Source organism: Xanthomonas euroxanthea (assembly GCF_903989455.1).
Classification (GTDB): Bacteria; Pseudomonadota; Gammaproteobacteria; order Xanthomonadales; family Xanthomonadaceae; genus Xanthomonas; species Xanthomonas euroxanthea.
Map to the genome: position 1 here is coordinate 3,988,028 of NZ_LR861803.1, position 17,313 is coordinate 4,005,340.

The following is a 17,313-nucleotide window of genomic DNA, read 5'->3' on the forward strand; positions in this document are numbered from 1 at the left end:
CTCCACACCTGATCCATCCGCGCCGACCAATCACTTCGGGACAACCAGGTCACCGAGTTGCCGCGCCGTTTGGATGCAGGCAAATGCCTGGTTCGCCGAGTGCGCGGTGCCCTCATCGCTCACGGGACACGCCGTGAACCCGTCCGTGGAGGCTCGGTAGCGGCATGGATACCGTCAAAGCCTGTCATTCAGAACCAAGGTCAGAACTTCCAGGACAGCGTCAGCTCAACATCGCGCGGGTCGCCGTAGATCAACTGGCTCTGGTAGACGATGTTGGCGTAGTAGGTGCGGTCGAACAGGTTGCGCACGTTGAGCTGCGCCGACCATGCCTGGTTGATGTCGTAGCGCGCCATTGCGTTGGCCAGCACCACGCTGCCCTGACTCAGCCGCTGCGTGCTGCCCTGTGGCGCGGACATCAAGTCGTGGATGGCCGACTGCCAGCTCAGGCCACCGCCCACGCGCCACGGGCCGGTCTGCCAGCTGGTGAACAGGGTGGCCTCGCGACGCGGGCTGGTCGGATTGACATCGACGCCGCTGGCATCATTGGCATCGAACTGGGCAAAGCCGAATGCAATCCGCCATTGCGCGGACAGCTGCCCATCGAGCTGGAACTCCACGCCCTGGCTGACCGTGCCCTTCGCCGCGAGGAAGGCCTGAGTGGTGGTGCCCGGCACCAGTTGCCCGGGATCGTTCACCGCCAGGTTGTCCTGCTCGATCCGGAACAACGCCAGTGCCGCATTGAGCTGGCCGCCGAGGTATTCGCCCTTGGCACCAACCTCGTAGCTGTTGCCTTCCAGCGGGGCGAGATAGCGCCCGCCGCGATCGCGATTGTTTTGCGGCTTGAAGATGCCGGTATAGCTGGCATAGAGCGAATGGTGGTCGTCCACATCCAGGATCAGGCCGGCGTACGGCGTGGTGCGGCCACGGCGCTCGTAGGTGTTGGCCGGCACCAGTTGATCGGTGTTCTTCCAGTCGGTGACGCGCGCGCCGACGATGGCGGTAAGCGCGTCGGTCAGGCTGAAACGGCCGGCGGCGTAGGCGGCCACCTGGCGCACATCGCGTTCTTCGCCCTTCACCAGCGGCGTCCATTGCGGCTGCGCCATGCTGCCGGTCCAGGCGTAGACACTTTCGGCCGTCAGTGACTGCGACGGCTCGGGCTCGTTGGACCAGCTGCGCACGTTGCGGTTCATCCAGGTGGCACCGGCGATCAGCTCGTGGTTGCGGCCCCACCAGGTCAGCGGCACGCTGAGGTAGGCATCCAGGCTGTTCTGCGCAGTGAGTGCGGGATAGCGCCCGCCAAAGTTGGTGGCAAGGCCCAGGCCGGTAGCGCGGTCCGGGTAATCGAAGTAGCCGAACAGCACCGACTTCCAATCGGCTTCGAAACGCTGATGCGAGTACTCCACGTGCAGCTGCGCACCGTTGTCGAAGCGATGGCTCAGGCCGGCGAAGGCATTGGTGGTGTCGGCCACGCCGCGCGCCCAGCGCGGCGTGAACGAATCCGAGCGTGCAAAGTCGGTGCGGCTGCCGTCGCTGAAGTACGCCGGCACGCCGCCCCAGGTGGTCCCGCGGCCGTCGTTGCGCTGCTTGTTGACGCCGGCATAGCCGCGGGTGGCGTCGCTGAAATCGGCATCGACGATGCCGTAGAACAGCGACGATTGCTTGCTGTAGTAATCGCGGAACGACTGCTTGTCTTCATAGCTGGCCACCACCCGCCCACGCACGTTGCCGGCGGCGTTCAAGGGCGATTGCAGGTCGAGCGTGCCGCGATAGCGGTCCCAGCGCCCTGCCGACAGATCGACGCGGCCGGTGAGCACGTCGCTGTCGGCATGCTTGCGCACCAGGTCGATCGATGCCGCCGGGTTGCCCGCACCGGAGGTCAGGCCGTTGGCGCCGCGGACGATTTCCACCCGGTCGTAGATCGCCATGTTCTGCTGCACATCGCCGGTGTAGTCGGTGGGAATGCCGTCGATGCGGTAATAGTCCACTTCGAAACCGCGCGCGTTGATGTAGGTGCGCTCGGTGTCCCAGGTCGGCGAGTTGAAGCCGGCGACGGTGTCGGTGACGTCCTGCAGCGATTGCAGGTTGCGGTCGACGATCTGCTGGCGGGTCACCACCACCACCGACTGCGGCGTCTCGCGCAGCGACAGCTCCAGCCTTGTCGAACTGCGCGCGACTTCGGCAGTGTAGGAATCGGTGCCTTCGGTCGCGGCACCGCGATGGGCCTGGATCTGCAGGCGGTCCAGATCGACCGGGTCGCGCGTGCTCGATTGCGCCGCAGCCGCCAATGGCCATGCGCAGGCCAGCGCCAGCGCCAGCAGGGAGGACGCCAGCTGGAGCTGCGGCGAACGGAGATCCGCACGCATGGGCGCGCGCGCAGAGACGATGCGATGGGACATGGGTCAGCCTCAAGAGCGGATATGGCCGTCGATGACGGCTTGAGGCTGGCGTCGGCAGCACCCTCGAAAGGCGCGCACCGTTTGCTGGCTGGGGGGCGCATGGTCGATCCACGTTAAATCGCTGTCAATACGTGCGTGGATCAGCGCCGAGCTTCGACGCCGCTGGCTCCGGGCGGCTCCGCCACTACAGACGATGCGCCATACCGGAGCAGGTCCGGCAGACACGGAAGATGGATCATCCCTGCGTGGGCCCGCGTCATCTCATCGCGACGCGGTCCGCAGGATCTCAGTCCGGACGCCGCCCGGCCAGGCCGCGCGCGTGCATCGCCTCCAGTACGCCGCGCAGGATGGTCAGGTTGTGTCCGTGCGCGGCGCCCTCGTGCAGCAGCACGATGGCGCCGGGGCGCAGGTCGCGCACGATGCGGGCCACGGTGGCATCCGGCTCGCAACGCACCCCGTCGAAACCGCGTGCGCTCCAGGCCACGCGGGTCAGCCCATGCGCCCGCAGCGGCGAGGCGACGAAGGGATTGGTCATGCCCACCACCGAGCGGTACAGCCGTGGCGCCTGCCCGGTGATGGTGGCCAGCACGCGCTGCGCCTGGCCGATTTCCTGCGCCATGCGATGCGGTCCCAGCGCCCAGAACCAGGCCTGCGGATGGGTATGGCTGTGGTTGCCGATGCCGTGCCCGCGACGCACGATCTCGCGCACCAGTTCAGGCCGCTGCTCGGCGCGGGCGCCGACCACGAAGAAGGTGGCCTTGGCATCGAAGGCGTCCAGCAGCTCCAGCATCGCCGGGGTGTCGTCGGAGGGGCCGTCGTCGATGGTCAGCCATACCTGCGGGGCGCGGCCCGGCAGGCGCGCCAGCACCGGCGCGTACAGACGCGCGCGCGGCAGGAACACCGGCACCACGAACGCCGCATGCGACAGCAGCAACGCCGGCACGCCCCAGACCCAGCCCAGATGCCACCACAGCAGCGCCACCGCTGCCTGCGAGAGGGCCAGCAGGCCGACCCAGCGGTAAGGGTGCGAGGGGATGCGATACAGCGTTTGAAGCGTGGTCATGCCGCATGATGCCATGCGGCGTAGAATGCCCGGACTCCACGATCTGACCGAAGTGCTGCCATGTCCCTCGATCCCGCCCTGCGTTCCCGCATCGATACGCTGCTGCAATCCAGCCGCGTGGTGCTCTTCATGAAAGGCCAGCCCGGCATGCCGCAGTGCGGTTTTTCGGCCAAGGCGGTCGGCGTGCTGGACGGCCTGGGCATCGACTATGCCCACGTCAACGTGCTGGCCGACCAGGAGATCCGCGAAGGCATCAAGGCCTACGGCGACTGGCCGACCATTCCGCAGCTGTATGTGGACGGCGAGTTGATCGGCGGCAGCGACATCATCCTGCAGATGGCCGACAGCGGCGAGTTGAGCAGCATGCTCGGCCTGCAGGCGCCAGACCGGACTCCGCCCAGGATCACCATCACCCCGGCCGCGGTCGAGATGCTCAAGGGCGCGCTGGCCGATGCGCCGGATGCCTCGCTGACGCTGGCCATCGATGCCAACTTCCAGCCCAACTTCCAGCTGGCGCCGACCAACCCGAACGCCATCGCTGCCGAGTCCAACGGCCTGCGCGTGCAGTTCGACCTGGCCAGCGCCCGCCGCGCCGACGGCATCACCATCGACTGGGTGGACGACATCCGTGGTCGTGGCCTGGCCATCGACAATCCCAATGCACCCAAGCCGGTGCAGGAGCTGTCGGTGCGCGATGCCGACGACCGCCTGAAGGCCGGTACGCTGACCCTGGTGGACGTGCGCCCGGCCGACGAACGCGCCCTGGCCACGGTTGCCGCGCCGTTCCGCACGCTGGATGCGCACGAGCGCGCCGCCATCGAGCAGTTGCCCAAGGACACCCCGCTGGCGTTCCTGTGCCACCGCGGCGGGCGCAGCCTGCAGGCGGCCGAGCACTTCCGTGGCCTGGGCTTCAGCAACGTCTACAACGTCACCGGCGGCATCGACGCATGGTCGGACGAAGTGGACAACGGCGTGGCCAAGTACTGAGGCCAGACGGCGGATCGCCAGGAGGGCACGGCCGGTGCCCTTCAGCTGCATGCAGTCCGCAGGCACGATGGTCACCGCGCGGCATCCACGCCCGACGACACCCGGCTGAAAATCGCCTGCCAGTTTCTTAAACCGCGTTTGCTACGTTGCATACCCCGAAACGGGCGCTCCACGGAGCGTCCGTTTTTTCATGGATCGCCACCCACAAGGACTTGCTGCAATGCACACCCGCCTGCCCGCTCTCGTAATGGCCGCGCTGTTGCCGCTGGCCGCACAGGCCGCCGAACCGGCGCGCGCGGTCATGCTGGTACAGACCTACGACAGCCAGCCGACCGAAGACCCGCTGGAATACGTTCCGGTGTGGCTGGGTCGCGGCGTCGCGAAGGAGTCCAGCATGCCCAGGTCGCTGCTGAGCCAGCCGCTGCAGGTCTTCGATGCGGGCGTGTCCACCGGCAGCGTGCAGCTTGCGTCGCTGACCATCGATGACAACAGCATGTGCGGCGGCACCGCAAAACTGCGTTTGAAGGGCACCGCAACGCTGTCCAATTCGCCGTTGTTGTCGTCGGTGGATCTCAATCCCGGCAAGCGCTTTGCGACCCGCAACGCCACCGCTGCCGAACAGACCGAGCTGTTGCGCCAGGTCGGGGAGACCGCGCAGCTGCGCAAGAGCGTCACGCCTGCGGCGCTGGCCCAGGCGTTGACGGCATTCACTGCCGATCGTGCACAGGATCTGGCGGCGCTGCGGGTCTTTACCGACGCCGGGCAGCCACAGCGACGTGTGGCCGTGCTGACCTCCAATCACCCGACCAAAACCGGCAACCCGGACAACCCGACCGGCGTCCTCGTGGTGCTCGCAATCTTCGAACACGACGGCAGCCGCTGGCAGTTCCGCAAGGGCAGCGCGGCCAGCGGCTGCGACGATTGCGAAGACCTGCCACTGCGCACGCATCTGCTGCAGTTCGGCGATATCGACGGCAACGGCACGCTCGACTTCGTGCTGTCGGAAAGCGGCTACGAGAGCTATGGCTTCTATCTGCTGCTGGGCGAAGGCACCAACTGGCGTTCGGAAGGCTTGATGGGCGGCTGTTGATCAGCCGCAGCGCGATGGCCGATGCCGGATCGGTATCTGCCATCGCGCTGCATGACCGGCGGGATCCAGAGAAAACGCTGCTCGTCCTCGTGCAAGTCATCCGCGCATCGGCGGCGCCAAGCCATTGATGTCACGGCGTGACTGCACGATGTCGATCGGCGGTCGACATCGTGCGCAGGTGAGTCATTGATCGATCCGCATCGATCACCGCACCCGATCCGCCTTCCCAGACGCACGTGCGCAGTGCGGGAAAGCCGCAGCGGCGTGCAAGCGCGCAGGCCACAACCGCCGTCCCTCAGCCGGCAAATCCACCGTCGTCGAGAAACCGCTGCTCGTCGGCGGTGGTTTCACGTCCCAGCACCACATTGCGATGCGGGAAGCGTCCGAAGCGCTGGATGATCTGCTGGTGCTCCACCGCCCAGCGCGTGGTTTCTGCATCGTCCAGCGCGGTGATCAGCTGCACCGAACGCGCCTGCGCCTGCAGGTCTTCGGCATGCTCGAACGGCAGATAGAAAAACAGCCGCAACTGCGCCGAGACCTGCTGATCGAAGCCGCTGGCGAGCGCCTGCCGCGCGCAGGACAGCGCCAGGCCGTCGGTGGCGTAGGCATGCGCGCTGCCGCGGAACGCGTTGCGCGGGAATTGGTCGAGCAGGATCAGCAAGGCCAATGCATCCTCCGCGCGTTCCATCCAGTGCGCATACTCGCCACGCGCCGCCGCAAAGTGCTGTTCGCTGAAATGCTGGCGGAAGTTGGCATCGAACGCATCGTTGTGGGTGAACCAGCGGGCCGAGCCGGCCAGCTCCCAGAAAGCCAGCACCACATCGGCCTGTTTGTTGCGTTCTGATTTGACGATCATCGACGTTTCCCCTGACGAATACGGCATAGCATGCCCATGCGCATGTGATGAGGCCGCCGCCACCGGCAATGCAGCACTTGGCAAGCACGCCGCCGGCCGCTAGGTTTGCGGCTGACGTTTTCGTTACACCGGGGAAATCCATGCGTTCCATCCTGTTCGCCGCCCTTGGCGCGGCGCTGCTGTGCGGGCCTGCGTCTGCGGCATCGCGTTTCGTGCAAGACCCCTATCCCAGCACCTACCACGCGCTCGCGTCCGGTCCGGTGCTGATCCAGCACGCCACGGTGCTCACCGGCACCGGCCAGCGGCTGGACGACGCCGACGTACTGCTGCGCGACGGCAAGGTGGCCGCGGTCGGGCGCGGGCTGGAGGCGCCGGCCGATGTGCGCCGCATCGACGGCACCGGCAAGTGGGTCACCCCCGGCATCATCGACGTGCACTCGCATCTGGGCGTGTATCCCAGCCCCGGCGTCAGCGCGCATAGCGATGGCAACGAGATGACCGCACCGGTCACCCCGAACGTGTGGGCCGAGCATTCGATCTGGCCGCAGGATCCCGGCTTCGGCACCGCCCTGGCCGGCGGCGTCACCTCGCTGCAGGTCCTGCCGGGCTCGGCCAACCTGATCGGCGGGCGCGGCGTCACCCTCAAGAACGTGGCCTCCACGACCTACCAGGGCATGAAGTTTCCCGGTGCGCCCTGGGGCCTGAAGATGGCCTGCGGCGAGAACCCCAAGCGCGTGTACGGCGAGAAGGGCGGCCCCGCCACCCGCATGGGCAACGTGGCCGGCTACCGCGCCGCCTTCATCGATGCGGCCGAGTACCTGCAGAAGAACGCACCGAAGAAGAAGGCCGAAAAGAAGCGCCACTGGTGGAGCCGCGGCGGCGACAACGACAGCAGCGGCGATGCCGGCGGCAAGCGCGATCTCAAGCTCGATACGCTGGCCGGCGCGATCAACGGCGACATCCGCGTGCATATCCACTGCTACCGCGCCGACGAGATGGCGACCATGCTGGACCTGTCCAAGGAATTCGGCTTCCACATCGCCGCCTTCCACCACGGCGTGGAAGCCTACAAGCTGGCCGACCGGCTGGCGCAGGACAACGTCTGCGGCGCGCTGTGGGCCGACTGGTGGGGCTTCAAGATGGAAGCCTTCGACGGCATCCAGGAAAACATCGCGCTGGTCGACCGCCCGGCCAACAGCTGCGCCATCGTGCATTCGGATTCGGAAGAAGGCATCCAGCGCCTGAACCAGGAAGCGGCCAAGGTGCTCGCCAACGCGCGCCGCAGCGGCATGGAGATCCCGCCCGAACGTGCGATCCGCTGGCTCACCAGCAACGCCGCCAAGGCGCTGGGCATCGAGCAGCAGACCGGCGCACTGGAGCCGGGCAAGATGGGCGATGTGGTGGTGTGGAACGGCAATCCCTTCAGCTCCTACGCGCTGGCCGAACAGGTCTACATCGACGGCGCGCAGGTCTACGACCGCCGTAACCGCGCACTGCAGCCGGTCTCGGACTTCATGCTCGGCCAGGAGGTGGCACGATGAGCCGCGCCAGCCTGGTTCGCCCGCGTCTGCGCGCGATCTCCGCAATGGTCCTGGCAGTGCTGGCATTGCCCGCATTCGGCCAGCAGGTGCTGATCCGTGGCGCCACCGTGCATACCGCCACCGCACAAGGCACGCTGCGCGATACCGATGTGCTGGTGCAGGGCGGGGTGATCCGCGCGATCGGCCGCAACCTGGCCGTGCCCACCGATGGCCGCGTGGTCGAGGCCAGGGGCCGCCCGCTGACGCCGGCCTTGTTCGGCGGCATCACCGAGATCGGCGTCGAGGAAGTCTCCGGCGAAGACAGCACCGTGGACAGCGGCGTCAAACTCAGCGACCAGCCGATGCGCCCGGAATTCGACGTCACCCTGGCCTACAACCCCGACTCGGTACTGGTGCCGGTGGCGCGCGTGGAAGGCATCGGCTTCACTGCATTGGGCGCGACCACCAGCGGTGCCTTCATCGCCGGGCAAGGCGGCGTGGTGCGGCTGGACGGCAGCCCGGACCCGGTCGGCCCGCATGCCTTGTTCATCCGCATCGGTGCGGCGGCATCCGATCTGACCGGCAGCTCGCGTGCCGCGCAATGGATGCTGCTTGACCAACTGGTGGCCGAAGCGCGCGGACGCGTGCCGGCCGATTCGCCGCACGCGCTGCTGACCCCGGTCGGCCGCAGCGTGCTGGCCAAATACCTGGCCGGGCAAGGCCGCATCGTGGTGCAGGTGGAGCGCGCCGCCGACATCCGCCAGCTGCTGCGTTGGGCGCAGCGCGAAAAGGTACGCATCGCCATTGCCGGCGGCACCGAGGCCTGGAAGCTCGCACCGCAACTGGCGCAGGCCAACGTCCCGGTGCTGGTGGACGCGCTGGCGGACCTGCCGTCCACCTTCGACCAGATCGGCGCGACGCTGGAAAACGCCGCACGTCTGCGCGCGGCCGGCGTGGAGGTCAGCTTTGCCCAGAGCGGCGATGCCTCGCACAACGCACGCAAACAGCGCCAGCTGGCCGGCAATGCGGTGGCCAACGGCTTGCCGTGGGAAGCGGGCCTGGCCGGCCTGACCCGGGTGCCGGCAGAGATCTTCGGCGTGGCCGATCGCATCGGCAGCATCGCGGTCGGCAAGCAGGCCGACCTGGTGCTGTGGGAAGGCGACCCGCTGGATGTCGCCCACTATGCCGAGCAGGTCTGGCTGGGCGGTCGCGACATGCCGATGCGTTCACGCCAGACCGAGCTGCGCGACCGTTACATGCAACCGGCCGGCGCGTTGCCGCGCGCCTATCTGAAGTGAGCGCAGGCGGCGCGCGTTTGCGCGCGCCGCCGGGGCGATACCGCCACATTGCGACAGCCGCCGTTGCCGCGCGGGCTGGCACACTGCATGCCCTCTCCGCCGGCAGCGTGCCGGCGGCATCGTCCGCATAAGGATTGCCCATGCGTGTGTGCTGCATCCTGATGTCATCGCTGACGCTGCTGCCATTCGCTGCCCTCGCCCAGTCGGGCCGGGTCGACCGGCAGGACCCGTCGGTTCCCGCCTCGCCCAGCCGCAGCACCGTGCAGGACGTGGGCGCCAGCCTCGCGGTGACCTCCGATGCGGACCGGGAGCAACACCGCAATCCGCCCGGCGACCGCGTGGCGCAGATCACGGCGGTCGATCATGTCGGCCCCGGCAATGCGCTGTTCGCACAATGACACGCATGGCACCGGGCGTGCGCTGGGTCTACCTGCTGATCGCACTCGCCGTGTTTGTCATCGAAGTGGCGATCGGTGCGGGCACACTTGGCGGGCCCTGGGTGCGCGGCAGCCTGGGCGATGTGCTGGCGGTGATCCTGGTGTATTGCGGGTTGCGCGGCGTGCTTGCGTTATCGCCCCGCTGGGCGAGCGTGCTGGCGGTCGCGATCGGGTGCCTGATCGAAGGGCTGCAGGCGATGCACCTGGCCGACCGGCTCGGACTGCGCCCGGGCAGCGCGGCCTACATCGCGCTCGGCAACACCGCCACCGTGCACGATCTGCTGATGTATCTGGTCGGCGGCGGCGTGGCATACATCGGCGATGTGGCGTCATGCCGTGTCGCCGCGTCTTCCCGGCGGCAAATGCCGCATTGATGCACTCCTTCGGGCCTAGCGCATGTTTGTCTTCTCCTCATCGGCACTGATCGACAGCACCGGCGTCCTGTCTGTACAGCGGCAGCAACGGCGTCGCTGCGCCGCCGCTGCGTCACAGTGAGCTCGCTGTTTCAAGGCGGCGGCTTGCGCTCGATCGACCGCGTCGTGTTGCGCCAGGCGCCGGCCAATCTGCAACGCGGCCTGGAAGCGGTCGGCGGGCGGCTGATCCTGACCGCCGATGCGCTGCATTTCCAGCCGCACCCCTACAACATACAGACCCGGTCGCTGACCGTGCACCTGACCCAGATCGCAACTATGCAACCACGCTGGACGCGCCTGTTCGGCCTGCTGCCGGTGGCACCGACATCGCTGGCACTGCAGTTGCATGAGGGTGGCGAGCACCGTTTCGTGCTCGGCAAACGCGAGCAGTGGATGGCGGCCATCGCCTCGGCGCGCGACGCCCTGCGCTGACGCTGCGCCGACAACGGCAGTGCGCTGAACCACAGGAGTGCAGTGCCCGGCTGCCGCATCGCAATGCCCCGGCGTGTTCCCGCGTGCATCCGCATCGCAGACGAAGGTGACCGGCACAGCGTTGCAGCGACACATGTTGTACGCGGTAGATATCAGACGGCGTGGCATTGGCCAGCCGCAGATACAGCGCAGTGCCGTGGCGGCCATTGAGCGCCAGGCGCAGACGCATTGCCGGCCCCGGCGCATCGCTTGCAGCTGCGGATTGCCCTTGCCAATGTCGTTGCAGAAAAACAGAGCGCAGGCGAAATCATGCGGCCCGGTCACCATTGCCTCACCCGGAGCGCGACGCATGCACTGCATGCGCCGCGCACCTTGCCAGCTGGTTGGTTCTCACGCGGCCGGCCTCTTCGATGAAGGCCAGGCCGGCGTACGCGATGCGGGAACCGGCGCGTGGTGTGCTGCACGCCGTGATCAAACCAGCTGCACCCTCAGCCATGCGGCCGACGGGCGCCGTGCTTACTGTGCATCCAGCGTCGCGCTGACCTTGGCCCAGCCGTTGCCGCGCACCACTTCGAAACCGGCTTCGACTGCGTGCAGGTACATGCTGTTGTTGTAGCGCCCATCCTTGGACCGGTTGGTCTGCAACCAGTTGAGGAAGGGCTTGGCGTCCACGTTGAGACTGCCGCTGGTCTTGAGCGTGGCCTGCCCGGCGGTGCCGGTCGGGATGAAGGTGTAGACGTAATAGCCGGCACCGGAGTTGAAGCCCTCCCACAGGTCGAACGTGCGCCCGCCTGCGGTGATCACATTGCTGGCAGTCAGGGTGCCGATCGGCCAGGAGTTGTGGTCGCCCCAGATCATCACTTCCAGCTGCGGGTTGCCCTTGGCGGTATCCCAGCGGAAGAAGATGTCGTAGGCAAAGTCGCCCGCGAGATTGGTGCCGCCCGCGCTGTAGGTGAACTTGAGCGGGATCTTGCTCAATGAGGAAATCTGCCGCGGAAACAGCGTGTCGGTGGTCGGGTTCCAGTCGTAGTGCCAACCACGCACGATCGCCGGGTAGCCGTAGAGGTTGTAGTCGGCGAAGTTGAAGGTGACGGTCAGCTCCGGCGTACTGCCGGTGCCGAACGTGCCCTGGATGATGTTGTTGGGATCATTGAAGTTGTTGACCCACGCGTAGTGGTTGCCAAAGATCTTGTAGGGACCGGCCAGCGCCGCTGGCGCCAGGGCCACCAGACCTACGGCGAGCGCAGCCTTCCACCAGCGCGATGCGCGCCGCCGTGTGGTCGGTGCCTGTGTGATGGTCTGCGTAAGGATGCTGGATTGGCTGTTTTGCATGTCGACTCTCTCCGTGTGGGTTCAGCGCGGCGATGCCGGTGCGGCAGCGTCGAGAAGCCGCCTTGCAGCGGTCGCGTTGGACCCTAGCAGCGGGGTTGTGACGGGAGCTATAGCAATTGCGGCAGGCCTTGCTCGTCATCTGCGATAGCGGGCGCTAGCTGACAGCCGAAGCGTGCGCCGATCCGCAGTTCGCAGTGCAAATGGCAGCGTCACTGCATGTATCGGTCATCTGCATGACGGCGCAGTGCACGCGAATGGTGCAGAGCCACATGAGGCGTGGTCCGTCTTCTGGCCGCCCCGCGGCTGCTTGCTCCAGGCCTGTCGTACGCGTCGAGCTTGCCTGTCGGCAGTCAGGCTTCCACCACGCGGCCCTTGGCGTACAAGCACCGAGCTGTCAGCCCTACTCGCCTCTCCTGTTTTGCGATAGCGTTCGCAAGCACAGATAACGCAACAGCCGGAGGGGGCGACGATGCGCATCGGAATCGTGGTGGACAGTGCCTGCGATTTGCCGCAAGACTTTATTCAACGCAACAGCGTCATCGTGTTGCCGATCAGCGTACGCATCGGCGAAGCGGTGCTGGCCGACCACCGCGATGAGGAAGCGACGCTGAGCTTTCTGCAGGCGCATGTGGCCGAGCGCGGACACGAGGCGGAAACCACCCCATTTTCGGTCAATCAGATTCGCGACCTGTTCCTGCAACGGCTGGTCATCGACTACGACCATGTGTTCTGCCTGACCATCTCCAAGCTGCGCAGCCAGATCTTCGACAACGCGATGCAGGCAAGCTTCGCGATCCTCAACGATTACAAGCCGATCCGGCAGGCCGCCGGCCACACCTCGCCATTCGCGCTGCGCGTGATCGATACCCTCAACCTGTTCGCCGGCCAGGGCATCACGGCAGTGGAAGCGGTGCGCCTGCGCGAACGGGGTCAGGGCGTGGCGGCAATCCGCAGCCGGCTCGAACAACTGGCCGAGCACACCTATGGCTACATGATTCCGCGCGATCTCTACTACCTGCGTGCGCGTGCGCGCAGCAAGGGCGACCGCAGCGTTGGCCTGATCGGTGCCGCGCTCGGCAGCGCGCTGGATATCAAGCCGGTGCTGCGCGCCTACCGCGGCATCACCGAGCCGGTGGCCAAGCTGAAGGGCTTCGAGCCGTCGGCAGAGAAGCTGTTCGGCTTTGCCGTGCGCAGGATCCGCGCGGGCTTGATGACGCCGACCGTGTGCGTGGGCTACGGCGGCGAACTGGCCGAGTTGCACGCGCTTCCCGGTTACGCCGCCTTGCAGAACGCCTGCCAGACACACAACGTGGAACTATTCGAAAGCGTGATGAGCCTGACCGGCATGGTCAACGTCGGCAAGGGCGCACTGGCAGTGGCATTTGCGGCCGAAGCGCATACATTCTCGGCTTGACCGCATGCATTCTTGGCCATGAAAAACATGGTCGACGGTGGCGCCCTCACTGCTCGCGGGATAGGCCATGGACCGACACAAACGCAACCGACAGCCTGAGTCGCGGCATCACTTGTTAGATGCAATCAAAAGCCAAGTTCGTCGAGTGCGCGGTGCCCTCACCGCTTGCGGGACACGCCGTAAACCCGTCCATGGGGGCTCGGTGGCGGCATCCATGCCGCCACACGGTCCCGCAACCGGCGAGGACACCGCACCAGACAGTGGGTCGGCGCTCATCTGAAAGCTGTCTCTCGTGCGGTGTGCATCAGACGTGGAGCCGATGCTTCACGATTGAACAAGGCGCGCCCAGCACTGCTCTTACTTTGCGTATCGACCATCTCGCTGGTCCTTGCCCGCTCACCGTCGCGGGACCCTGAGCGGCATGGATGCCGCGCCGGAGCCTACATGGACGTACTTGCGGCGTGTCCTGCGATGGTGGGCGGGCAAGGACCCTGCAGCAAACTCGCAGCGTCGAAGGCGCGGCGCCCTCACCGCTTGCGGGACACGCCGTAAACCCGTCTATGGGGGCTCGGTGGCGGCATCCATGCCGCCACACGGTCCCGCAACCGGCAAGGACACCGCACCAGACAGTGGGTCGGCGCTCATCTGAAAGCTGCCTGTAATGCGGCGGTGTGCAGATGCATCACGATCGAACAAGGCGCATCCAGTACTGCTCTTAACTTTGCGTACCGACCATCCCGCCTGGTCCTTGCCCGCTCACCGTCGCGGGACCTTACGCGGCATGGATGCCGCGTAAGAGCCTACATGGACGTACTTGCGGCGTGTCCTGCGATGGTGGGCGGGCAAGGGCACTGCAGCCAAGCGCCAGATCGACTGCTCTACCGCTGATCCCTGCAGCCAGGCAACCGCACTGACGCTCTGCAACACTGCCGGCGCCGGAAAGGACACCCCGCCGATCAGGTCGGTCGTGTCCGGGTGGATTGCCGTTACGCATTCAATAAAGGGCGATTGATCCACGCGTACACCTGATCGGGTGTATGCGGCCGACAACTCACCGCGCCATTAGCTCGGCGCAGCGTTACCGCAGCGGCACATTCAATACCGAAGGCGTTGCCACCGGCGAGGTAAACGTCACTGTGCCGCCGCCATCGCTGGCATCGGTATAACGCGCGTCGTGCGTGTCGATCACCAGCACCAGGCGCTGCCCTGCCGGAATCTCCGCAGCAGCCGCTTGCAGCGGCCAATCCAGCGTCACTGCGCGGCCCGGCGTGGCCCCGCGTAGCGAATACGGCGCATGCGTGACCAATTGCGCCACGCCCACTGCATCCATGCGGTACAGATACGCGAACAGGCTCACTTTCGACTGACTGGGCACCACGGTCACGCGCAGCGATGGACTGCCGGCCAGGCGGCGTACCGTGCTTGACGGCGCGCCCACCCACACTGCCGCGCCGATGCGATTGACCAACGGAATCGACGTGGTGACCGGCACGCCGATGCCTTGCAACAGACCGCTGACCAGCACCACGCCCGAGTCGGCCAAGGTCGGCACATCGGTGGCGATGCGCGATTGCCATCCGCTGGCGGTACCGCCGATCAAGCCGCCGGTGGGGCTGAGCAACCCGGCCGGTGCGGATAGCCCCAGGCGCGTGGTGCCCTGCTGCACCGATGCCCAGTCCGGGTACTCCAGCCACTGTCCTGCGCGCGGCGACAGCCGCACCGGCGCTTCTGCATCCACCCCGTTATGCACCTGCTTGAGATGGCGATCGAACCAGCGCGTGGTCGCCGTGTAGACCTCGTTGGGCAGGCCCAGCGCGCCCGGCAGTTCCGCCGTGGCGTGATCGCCCTGGCTGAGCAGCAATTGCTTGGGCCCGCGCAGCTGGTTGAAGAACGCGATGGTCTGATTCGGCGGAAACAGGCCATCGTTGAAGGCATTGCCCAGCAGCACGGCGGTGCCCCGCGCATTGAGCGCAGCCACCTCGCTCGCCGGGCTGCGCGACGCGGCCTGCGGCAGGAACCCCTGCACTGCGCCGTCGTAATCGCCAACGGCAACCCGTGTGCTGATCTGCGCCAGATCCGGACCGGGCCGTCCGGTCAGCGCGCCGGCACCGACCAGGAGTCCAACGCCTTGCTGGCTGACGGTGCGATTGGAATACAGCGACGCTTCCAGATCCGCCCAGCCGCTGAGCGCAGCCACGGCCTTGATGCGCGGATCGCGCCCGGCCGCCAACAGGCTGATGCCCGCCCCGTACGAGATGCCCGATGCACCGATCGCGTTCGGGTTGGCTGGCGTATGCGCCAGCGCCCAGTCGATCACCGCGCTGACGTCTTCCACCGTGTCGGCGCCGGCGATGTCGATCTGCCCGGCCGAATCCCAGAACCCGCGCGAGGTATAGCTGACGACCACGTAGCCATCGCTGGCCAATTGGGTCGCACGGCCGAGGTATTCCAGGTTCGGCAACGACCAGCTGGCCGGCATCACGACCAGCGGAAACGGCCCGCTGCCCTGCCCCTGCGGCACCAGGACCAGCGCGCCCATCGGCGCGCCATCCCAGCCGGGAATGCGTTCATAGGTCTTGCTGAAGGCGCCCGCCATTGCCGACGCCGATGCCACCAGCAACGCCAGTGCGGCGATGCCTCCGATCCAAGGCTTGTTCATGGTTCTCTCCCACGCAAGGCCGGGCCGGGATGGCCCAGCGGCAGCTGCCATGCATCCGTGGTTCGGGGGAGAACGTCGCGAACGTACCAGACGGTACGGTATGGCTCAAGGGTCGGGAATCGGGAATCGGGAATCGGGAATCGGGAATCGGGAATCGGGAATCGGGAATCGGGAATCGGGAATCGGGAGGCGGGAGGCGGGAGGCGGGAGGGTAGGCGCCGCAATCGTGACACGTGCTGAAGTGCAAGCCGGCCGGCGCCATCGTATGGCCGATCCCGACCCGCAGACGTTGGCTGCAATGCAGCAAGCCCGTGCAACGCCTCCCGCGCGAACCGCTCAGCCCACGAAGTGCTGATACCCGCGCTGCGGCGGCTGCCACGGCTTGCCGTCGGCGTCGTGGACCACCACGCCCGGCGTGGCGACGATCCGGCCGATGCGTGTCACCGCGACTGCGGCGAAGTCCATCGCCTGTACCACCGCCTCGCGGTGTTGCACGGCGGCGGTGAAGCACAGCTCGTAGTCGTCGCCGCCGCCGAGTTGCCAGCCGATGCATTGCAGCGCGCTGATCCCGGCGCTGCGCGGCATCGCCGGCAACGCCGTCAGCGCCAGCTGCGCGCCCACGCCGCTGCGTTCGCATAGATGCCCCAGATCGGCCAGCAACCCATCGGAGACATCCACACAGGCATGCGCAAGCCCACGCAGGCGCAGCCCGGCCTGCACGCGCGGCTGCGGGCGCAGCAGGCGGCCGCGCCACTGCTCGTGCACCGGATCGGCCGCCGCGCAGGTCACGTCCAGCTGGCCGGCCTGCCACAGCGACAAGGCCGCGGCCGCCTCGCCCGGCGCGCCGGTCACCCACACATCGTCGCCCACACGCGCCCCATCGCGACGCAACGCCGCACCCGGCGGCAGGCTGCCGATCGCGGTCACCGCACACGACAACGGCCCGCGTGTGGTGTCGCCACCGACCAGTGCGATGTCGTGCGCGTCGGCCAGTGCAAGGAAGCCATCGGCGAACGCATCGACCCAGTCGGCATCGTCGTGCGGCAACGACAGCGACAAGGTGCACCAGCGCGGCTGCGCACCCATCGCGGCCAGATCGGACAGATTGACCGCCAGCGTCTTCCAGCCCAGATCGTCGGCGCGCGTCTCGTGCGGAAAATGCACGCCCGCATTGAGCGTATCGGCGGTGATCGCCAGCTGCTCGCCCGGCGGCGGCTGCAGCAGCGCCGCATCGTCGCCAATGCCCAACGGCACATCCGCACGCGCCGCAATGCGCGCGCGCAAGCGGGCAATTAGATCGAATTCGGGCATGGGGACGGGAAATCGGGAGAAGGGAATCGGGAATCGCAAAAGCGCGTCAGGAGATATCGGAAACGGTGCTCTTACGATTCCCCATTCCCGACTCCCCATTCCCGC

The 17,313-nt window shown here is 66.9% G+C and carries 15 protein-coding genes; 9 read left to right on the forward strand and 6 right to left on the reverse strand.

Going from position 1 to position 17,313, the window contains the following annotated elements:
• Positions 1–200: 200 nt before the first annotated feature.
• Together H7A86_RS16580 and H7A86_RS16585 are read right to left on the reverse strand one after the other, a co-directional pair.
• Positions 201–2,396 (reverse strand): TonB-dependent siderophore receptor, encoded by a 2,196-nt coding sequence (locus H7A86_RS16580; protein WP_119130961.1) that lies wholly within the window; start codon positions 2,394–2,396, stop codon positions 201–203.
• A 286-nt stretch (positions 2,397–2,682) separates the two neighbouring features.
• Complete coding sequence (locus H7A86_RS16585; protein WP_180707926.1) at positions 2,683–3,474, reverse strand: polysaccharide deacetylase family protein; 792 nt, start codon at positions 3,472–3,474, stop codon at positions 2,683–2,685.
• A 45-nt stretch (positions 3,475–3,519) separates the two neighbouring features.
• Here H7A86_RS16585 and grxD point away from each other — a divergent pair, with 45 nt between their 5' ends.
• The 3 genes from grxD (at position 3,520) to H7A86_RS21150 (ending at position 5,664) form a co-directional block, all read left to right on the forward strand.
• Positions 3,520–4,446 carry a Grx4 family monothiol glutaredoxin gene (gene grxD / locus H7A86_RS16590; RefSeq protein WP_115677945.1) on the forward strand — a complete coding sequence of 309 codons (927 nt, stop codon included), beginning with the start codon at positions 3,520–3,522 and terminating at the stop codon, positions 4,444–4,446.
• Between the two features lie 220 nt (positions 4,447–4,666).
• Positions 4,667–5,536 (forward strand): hypothetical protein, encoded by an 870-nt coding sequence (locus H7A86_RS16595; protein WP_119130960.1) that lies wholly within the window; start codon positions 4,667–4,669, stop codon positions 5,534–5,536.
• The gene (locus tag H7A86_RS21150) at positions 5,533–5,664 is read left to right on the forward strand and encodes a hypothetical protein (protein ID WP_269472873.1); all 132 of its coding nucleotides are present in this window, start codon (positions 5,533–5,535) and stop codon (positions 5,662–5,664) included. The genes H7A86_RS16595 and H7A86_RS21150 overlap by 4 nt, the downstream gene beginning before the upstream one ends.
• Positions 5,665–5,831: 167 nt before the next feature.
• Here the strand turns inward: H7A86_RS21150 and H7A86_RS16600 are convergent, their stop codons facing one another.
• Entirely contained in the window at positions 5,832–6,392 is a 561-nt protein-coding gene (locus tag H7A86_RS16600) for a DUF924 family protein (protein ID WP_119130959.1), read from the reverse strand.
• A 140-nt stretch (positions 6,393–6,532) separates the two neighbouring features.
• Here H7A86_RS16600 and H7A86_RS16605 point away from each other — a divergent pair, with 140 nt between their 5' ends.
• From H7A86_RS16605 to H7A86_RS16625, 5 genes are all read left to right on the forward strand, one after another.
• A complete protein-coding gene (locus H7A86_RS16605; protein ID WP_104583988.1) occupies positions 6,533–7,933 on the forward strand; it encodes an amidohydrolase in 1,401 nt (466 codons plus the stop codon).
• Complete coding sequence (locus tag H7A86_RS16610) at positions 7,930–9,210, forward strand: amidohydrolase family protein (RefSeq protein WP_104648787.1); 1,281 nt, start codon at positions 7,930–7,932, stop codon at positions 9,208–9,210. The genes H7A86_RS16605 and H7A86_RS16610 overlap by 4 nt, the downstream gene beginning before the upstream one ends.
• Positions 9,211–9,350: 140 nt before the next feature.
• On the forward strand, positions 9,351–9,608 hold the full coding sequence (locus H7A86_RS16615) for a hypothetical protein (protein WP_119130958.1): 258 nt from the start codon (positions 9,351–9,353) through the stop codon (positions 9,606–9,608).
• Entirely contained in the window at positions 9,605–10,021 is a 417-nt protein-coding gene (locus H7A86_RS16620) for a ribosomal maturation YjgA family protein (RefSeq protein WP_104583985.1), read from the forward strand. Before H7A86_RS16615 ends, H7A86_RS16620 begins: the two co-directional genes overlap by 4 nt.
• A 144-nt stretch (positions 10,022–10,165) precedes the next feature.
• Complete coding sequence (locus H7A86_RS16625) at positions 10,166–10,492, forward strand: hypothetical protein (RefSeq protein WP_180708166.1); 327 nt, start codon at positions 10,166–10,168, stop codon at positions 10,490–10,492.
• A 516-nt stretch (positions 10,493–11,008) separates the two neighbouring features.
• Here the strand turns inward: H7A86_RS16625 and H7A86_RS16630 are convergent.
• Positions 11,009–11,824 carry a GH12 family glycosyl hydrolase domain-containing protein gene (locus H7A86_RS16630; RefSeq protein WP_119130957.1) on the reverse strand — a complete coding sequence of 272 codons (816 nt, stop codon included), beginning with the start codon at positions 11,822–11,824 and terminating at the stop codon, positions 11,009–11,011.
• 469 nt (positions 11,825–12,293) lie between these two features.
• Here H7A86_RS16630 and H7A86_RS16635 point away from each other — a divergent pair, with 469 nt between their 5' ends.
• Positions 12,294–13,238 (forward strand): DegV family protein, encoded by a 945-nt coding sequence (locus H7A86_RS16635; protein WP_119130956.1) that lies wholly within the window; start codon positions 12,294–12,296, stop codon positions 13,236–13,238.
• A gap of 1,078 nt (positions 13,239–14,316) precedes the next feature.
• On the opposite strand, the gene H7A86_RS16640 is transcribed toward H7A86_RS16635, so the two are convergent.
• Both H7A86_RS16640 and thiL read right to left on the reverse strand, forming a co-directional pair.
• A complete protein-coding gene (locus H7A86_RS16640) occupies positions 14,317–15,897 on the reverse strand; it encodes a CocE/NonD family hydrolase (RefSeq protein WP_119131834.1) in 1,581 nt (526 codons plus the stop codon).
• Between the two features lie 336 nt (positions 15,898–16,233).
• Positions 16,234–17,208, reverse strand: a complete 975-nt coding sequence (gene thiL / locus H7A86_RS16645) for a thiamine-phosphate kinase (protein ID WP_119131832.1) — start codon at positions 17,206–17,208, stop codon at positions 16,234–16,236.
• Positions 17,209–17,313 lie beyond the last annotated feature (105 nt).

What these genes read in the sequence shown, in the direction of transcription:
- H7A86_RS16580 (WP_119130961.1), bottom strand. Translation starts at nt 2,396, where the DNA reads ATGTCCCATCGCATCGTCTCTGCGCGCGCGCCCATGCGTGCGGATCTC.
- H7A86_RS16585 (WP_180707926.1), bottom strand. Translation starts at nt 3,474, where the DNA reads ATGGCATCATGCGGCATGACCACGCTTCAAACGCTGTATCGCATCCCC.
- grxD (WP_115677945.1), top strand. Translation starts at nt 3,520, where the DNA reads ATGTCCCTCGATCCCGCCCTGCGTTCCCGCATCGATACGCTGCTGCAA.
- H7A86_RS16595 (WP_119130960.1), top strand. Translation starts at nt 4,667, where the DNA reads ATGCACACCCGCCTGCCCGCTCTCGTAATGGCCGCGCTGTTGCCGCTG.
- H7A86_RS16600 (WP_119130959.1), bottom strand. Translation starts at nt 6,392, where the DNA reads ATGATCGTCAAATCAGAACGCAACAAACAGGCCGATGTGGTGCTGGCT.
- H7A86_RS16605 (WP_104583988.1), top strand. Translation starts at nt 6,533, where the DNA reads ATGCGTTCCATCCTGTTCGCCGCCCTTGGCGCGGCGCTGCTGTGCGGG.
- H7A86_RS16610 (WP_104648787.1), top strand. Translation starts at nt 7,930, where the DNA reads ATGAGCCGCGCCAGCCTGGTTCGCCCGCGTCTGCGCGCGATCTCCGCA.
- H7A86_RS16615 (WP_119130958.1), top strand. Translation starts at nt 9,351, where the DNA reads ATGCGTGTGTGCTGCATCCTGATGTCATCGCTGACGCTGCTGCCATTC.
- H7A86_RS16620 (WP_104583985.1), top strand. Translation starts at nt 9,605, where the DNA reads ATGACACGCATGGCACCGGGCGTGCGCTGGGTCTACCTGCTGATCGCA.
- H7A86_RS16630 (WP_119130957.1), bottom strand. Translation starts at nt 11,824, where the DNA reads ATGCAAAACAGCCAATCCAGCATCCTTACGCAGACCATCACACAGGCA.
- H7A86_RS16635 (WP_119130956.1), top strand. Translation starts at nt 12,294, where the DNA reads ATGCGCATCGGAATCGTGGTGGACAGTGCCTGCGATTTGCCGCAAGAC.
- H7A86_RS16640 (WP_119131834.1), bottom strand. Translation starts at nt 15,897, where the DNA reads ATGAACAAGCCTTGGATCGGAGGCATCGCCGCACTGGCGTTGCTGGTG.
- thiL (WP_119131832.1), bottom strand. Translation starts at nt 17,208, where the DNA reads ATGCCCGAATTCGATCTAATTGCCCGCTTGCGCGCGCGCATTGCGGCG.